Origin of the sequence: Mycobacterium sp. (genome assembly GCF_049278535.1) — a bacterium.
GTDB lineage: Bacteria > Actinomycetota > Actinomycetes > Mycobacteriales > Mycobacteriaceae > Mycobacterium.
In genome coordinates this window covers 1-4,932 of record NZ_JBAPMI010000127.1, presented here as the reverse complement: position 1 = coordinate 4,932, position 4,932 = coordinate 1, and the positions used below count along the sequence as shown (strand labels likewise).

The following is a 4,932-nucleotide window of genomic DNA, read 5'->3' as shown; positions in this document are numbered from 1 at the left end:
CTCATGGGGCCGACCCGCTGCGCCCGGCTTCGCCGAGCTTGCGATCGCCCCTAACTCATGGGGCCGACCCGCTGCGCCCGGCTTCGCCGAGCTTGCGATCGCCCCTAACTCATGGGGCCGACCCGCTGCGCCCGGCTTCGCCGAGCTGGCGATCGCCCCTAGCCGGCAGGCACGAACGGGACGTCGTCCGGGGCGGCCCGGCGCGCCGCCAGCACTGCGCGCGCGGGATCGCCGATCGGAATCCGCAATGGCAGATCCGGCTTTTCGGCGGCGTCGGCGATCTCGTTTGCAACCTGCTCGGGGGTGATCATCGCGGCGCGCAAATCGGCGTCGCCCGCCAGCCCGGCGTAGGGGTCGCCGGGCAGTACGTAGGAGGTCACGTCGTCGAGCGCGCCCGAACTCACCGCCCCCGGCTCGAGCAGCGTCGCCTGAACGCCGAACGGAGCCACCTCGATCGCGAGAGTTTCCACCAGCGCTTCGACGGCCCACTTGGTCGCTGCGTAGGCCGAGCCGAGCGGTAACGCGACGCGCCCGACGATGCTGGACATGAAGAGCAGCTTGCCGTTCCCGCGAGCGCGCATCTGCGGTAGCGCGGCTTGCGCGACCCGGATCGCGCCGACGGTGTTCAGGTCGAACAGTCGTAGCAGTTCGGGCAGCGGTATGGCTTCTACGGCGGCGTAGAAGATTTCGGCGGGGTTGACGATCACGATGTCGACATCGCCCGCGGCCGCGAACGCCGCGGTCACGCTGGCGTCGTCGGTGACGTCCAGGGCCAGACGTTGGTCGATGTCGAGGTCATCAAGCGAACGCGGATCACGGGCGGTACCGATCACGCGGTGACCGCGGCGGGCAAACTCGATGGCGATCGCGCGGCCGATTCCGCGGCTGGCGCCGGTGACGAGGACAGAAGACATAGCGCTGGATTCCTAGCTGGTGGGTTTCTCCTACCTCGCTAGTAAACTGATCAGTGTACTTACTTGTTCCACGTTGGCCGAGATTGCTGTTGGGGGTGAACGCCGACGGCGGGTGAACCTGGGCATACGATCGGCAGATGCGCGGCGCAAAGATCTTGATCACCGGTCCGACCGGACAAGTTGCCAGTCCCATCGCCCAGGCTCTGGCAGTCGACAATGAGGTCTGGGGCATCGCCCGGTTCACCAATGCGGCGGCGCGTGAAGCCCTCGAAAAGGCCGGCATCCGGTGCGAGACGGTCAACCTGGCCGCCGGGGAGTTCGGCGGTCTGCCATCCGACTTCGATTACGTGCTCAACTTGGCGGTGGCCAAGAGCGGCGACTGGGACAAGGACCTTGGCGCCAACGCCGAGTCGGTCGGCCTCTTGATGGCCCACTGCCGCAACGCAAAAGGATTTCTGCACTGCTCGTCGGCCGCGGTCTACGACCCTCCGGACGACGAGCCGCGAACCGAGCGCGCGGCGCTGGGCGACAACCACAAGCCGCTGTTCCCGACCTACTCCATCTCCAAGATCGCCGGCGAAGTCGTCGCCCGGACGATGGCGCGCGCTCTGAACATGCCCACCGTCATCGCCCGGCTCAACGTCCCGTATGGCGACAACGGCGGGTGGCCGTTCTATCACATGGAGATGATGCTGGCCGGTATCCCGATTCCGGTGCCCGCGGGAGTTCCGGCCAGCTACAACCCAATTCACGAGGACGACATCATCGCGACGATCCCCAAGCTGCTTGCGGCGGCGTCGGTGCCGGCCACCACGGTCAACTGGTGTGGCGACCAGACCGTGAGCCTGCAGGAGTGGTGCCGCTTCCTCGGATCACTGGTCGGCAAAGACCCGGTGTTCGAGGAGAGCGCGCAAGCGCTGCGCGGCAACCCCACCGACGTGGCACGGATGCACGAGCTCGTCGGTGCCAGCACGGTCGACTGGCAGGACGGCCTACGCCGGATGGCGGCCAAGTTCCACCCGGAGCTTGTCGCCTAGTCCTGACCACGCCTCCTGGCTGGCGATCCGTCGGGCGCGTCAGCGCGTTCTGCCCGCGCATCCCGCATTGCGGGTTGCCGGATCGATGTTTGCGCAGCGCCGAGGCCGGGCACGCCCTAAGTGGCCTCGGTAAATTTTATTTCACATAGCTTCAGTAGCAAACTGTGAACATGCGTTCACGGGTAATCACCGCTGCGTACAGATGAATCCGCTTGTACGACACATAATTACAAAATACTGGTTGATTTCAGTGTACAACTGTGTACTGTATGACTTATGGCAGAACGCGGTGCCTCACCCCAGGTTCCACGCGGGCGCCGGTTGTTCTTACGAGCCGTGCGCCTGCTCTTCAAGCCGTTGGAGCCGGACGACTACCTCGAGATGATCAATCCGCTCTGGACTACCAAGGAGCTGCGCGGCAAGGTCGAGCGCGTCGAGGCGCAAGGATCGGAAGCCGCCAGTGTTCTGATCAAGCCGGGGTATGAATGGCCAGGTCACAAGCCCGGCCAATACGTGCGTCTCGGCGTGGTTATCGACGGTGTCTACCACTGGCGCGCCTATTCGCTGACCTCGGACCCGGTGCCCGACGACGGTCTGATCAGCGTGACCCCCAAGAAAGTGGACAACGGCGCGGTATCGCCCTACCTGGTGCAGAAGATTCAGCCCGGGGACTTGGTACGGCTCGGCGAGATCGAAGGCGTATTCACGCTGCCTGACCCGCTGCCGTCCAAGCTGCTGTTCATCAGCGCCGGCAGTGGTATCACGCCGATCATGAGTATGCTCCGCAGCCTTGATCGTCGCGGTGAGCTGGGCGACGCCGTAGTCATCCACTCGGCTCGTACCCGCGAGCAGGTGATGTTCCTATCGGTCCTTGAGGATCTCGATCATCGCCACGAGCAGATGCGGCTGGATCTGCGCCTGACGTCTGATCGCGGACGGCTCCAGCCAGGCGACCTTGATGAAGTTTGTCCGGACTGGCGCGAACGGGAAGCCTTCTGCTCGGGTCCCGAAGAAATGCTCGACGCGCTGATCGAGCACTGGAATGCCAACGGCGACCAAGATCGTCTGCACTACGAGCGGTTCCAGCCGAAGATCGGCGAAGGCAACGCGGGTGAAGGCGGCGAAGTCAACTTTCTCGATTCCGATAAGAAGGTCGAATGTGACGGCGGCACATCAATTTTGGAGGCCGGTGAGGAAGCCGGCCTGAAACTCGCCTACGGCTGCAGAATCGGCATCTGCCATACATGCGTAGGCACCCTCAAATCGGGCAAGCTGCGTGATCTGCGCTCCGGTGACGTCAGTGAGCCCACCGAACAGGATGTGCGCATCTGTATCAATACCGCCGAAGGCGACGTTGAACTGGAACTCTGACCGGAAGGAGTCGCAGTGAGTACTGCTGTGGATAGCCCGCTAGCCCATCTAGGGGAACAAGAGCGCGAAAAGCTCGCGAAGGAATTGGACGCGATTCACGACGAGGTGTTTGCCGATCTCGGCGACCGGGACAGGCACTACATCAAGACGGTGATCTCTGTTCAGCGACAGATCGTGGTGGTCGGACGGGTGCTGCTGCTGGGCTCGCGCTCCAAAACCGCCTGGGTGCTTGGTACCGCCTGTCTTGGTATGGCGAAGATCCTGGAGAACATGGAGATCGGCCACAACGTCATGCACGGCCAATGGGATTGGATGAACGATCCCGACATTCATTCGTCGGTCTGGGACTGGGACACCGCATCCAGCGCGGAGTCGTGGAAGCACTCGCACAACTTTATTCACCACACCTACACCAACATTCGCGGTAAGGACAAGGATCTCGGCTACGAGATCATGCGGATCGATCCCAACCAAAAGTGGTCCCCGAGGTACCTAGGTCAGCCGCTGTACAACCTGCTGCTCACGTTGCTGTTCGAGTGGGGCGTGGCGGTTCACGACATGGACATCGAGGCTATCCGGGCTGGCGAGAAGCCGTGGTCGGAGGTCCGGAAGGACCTCAAAGACATTGGCGTCAAGGCGCGCTCGCAGATCAAAAAGGATTACCTCGGTTGGCCGTTGATCAGCGCTGGCGCATTCGCCGTGGCCCAACTGATCCTGGGCGGCCGGATAGACCAGCCGGCGACGTCCCGTGTCGGCCAGCGGTTACGCCAGATATCGCGCAAGGGCCGCCTCGGGGCGACGGCCGATTTCCTCGACCGAGTTGCGCCGGGAGTGGAAAGTACGTTCTTGCGGACCCTGGGCGCCAATGCTCTGGCGAACATCATCCGCAATGTGTGGGCGCACGCCATCATCTTCTGCGGGCATTTCCCCGACCAGACGTACACCTTCAGCCAAGAAGAAGTCGAGGACGAGTCGCGTGGCGATTGGTATTTGCGCCAACTGGTCGGCGCGGCGAACATCGATGGCAGCCCACTGTTTCACGTCATCAGCGGCAACCTCGGTTACCAGGTGGAGCATCACTTGTATCCGGACATGCCGAGCAGTCGGTACTCCGAAATCGCACCGAAGATCAAAGACATATGCGAGCGCTACGAGCTGCCATACAACTCCGGCCGATTCTCTAAACAGTGGTTGATGGTGCACCGCAGCATATTCCGTCTGGCGTTGCCTGGAGGAAAGCCCCGGCCAAAGCCCGGGCCATACCGCAGCGAGGACGGCCGCCCCGCCCCTGAAGGCCCCGGCGAAGGCAGCCGATTCCGTGATCGCGTGCCAGCCGAACACCCCGCGGCCGGTCCCGAGCACGATTCAAGCGGTGTCGAGGTGCAACCGCCCCCGCGTGGTCAGGACTGAAGCCGAAACTGGAAGGCGTCTCGAGCGCTAGTCCTGCTTGGCGATCAGCTTTTTCAGCGCCTCGCGATCGGACTTCAGTAGCTCGTCGATGCGCGCCTGGTTCACGTCGGCGACGATGATCTCGCCGACCTCCTGGTACACGTTGCTGAAAATGCCGTGCGACTTCATCTTCTCGGTTTGATAGATGTTGTCCTCGGTCG

At 63.0% G+C, this 4,932-nt stretch carries 4 protein-coding genes and 1 pseudogene; 3 read left to right on the top strand and 2 right to left on the bottom strand.

The genetic code is table 11. The annotated features are described in order from the left end of the window. Positions 1–158 precede the first annotated feature (158 nt). Positions 159–914: an SDR family oxidoreductase gene (locus WAO18_RS08045; protein ID WP_422205348.1), complete on the bottom strand. Its 756-nt coding sequence runs from the start codon at positions 912–914 to the stop codon at positions 159–161. A gap of 137 nt (positions 915–1,051) precedes the next feature. On the opposite strand from WAO18_RS08045, the gene WAO18_RS08040 reads away from it, so the two are divergent. From WAO18_RS08040 to WAO18_RS08030, 3 genes are all read left to right on the top strand, one after another. Then, positions 1,052–1,951 carry an NAD-dependent epimerase/dehydratase family protein gene (locus tag WAO18_RS08040; protein ID WP_422205346.1) on the top strand — a complete coding sequence of 300 codons (900 nt, stop codon included), beginning with the start codon at positions 1,052–1,054 and terminating at the stop codon, positions 1,949–1,951. A gap of 276 nt (positions 1,952–2,227) precedes the next feature. After that, positions 2,228–3,322, top strand: a complete 1,095-nt coding sequence (locus WAO18_RS08035; RefSeq protein WP_422205344.1) for a ferredoxin reductase — start codon at positions 2,228–2,230, stop codon at positions 3,320–3,322. Between the two features lie 15 nt (positions 3,323–3,337). Next, on the top strand, positions 3,338–4,732 hold the full coding sequence (locus tag WAO18_RS08030) for a fatty acid desaturase (RefSeq protein WP_422205342.1): 1,395 nt from the start codon (positions 3,338–3,340) through the stop codon (positions 4,730–4,732). 27 nt (positions 4,733–4,759) lie between these two features. On the opposite strand, the pseudogene WAO18_RS08025 reads toward WAO18_RS08030, so the two are convergent. Continuing rightward, positions 4,760–4,932: pseudogene (locus WAO18_RS08025) on the bottom strand (isocitrate lyase); the annotation flags it as partial.

Coding starts and splice junctions, on each gene's coding strand:
- WAO18_RS08045 (WP_422205348.1), bottom strand. CDS start 914: ATGTCTTCTGTCCTCGTCACCGGCGCCAGCCGCGGAATCGGCCGCGCG.
- WAO18_RS08040 (WP_422205346.1), top strand. CDS start 1,052: ATGCGCGGCGCAAAGATCTTGATCACCGGTCCGACCGGACAAGTTGCC.
- WAO18_RS08035 (WP_422205344.1), top strand. CDS start 2,228: ATGGCAGAACGCGGTGCCTCACCCCAGGTTCCACGCGGGCGCCGGTTG.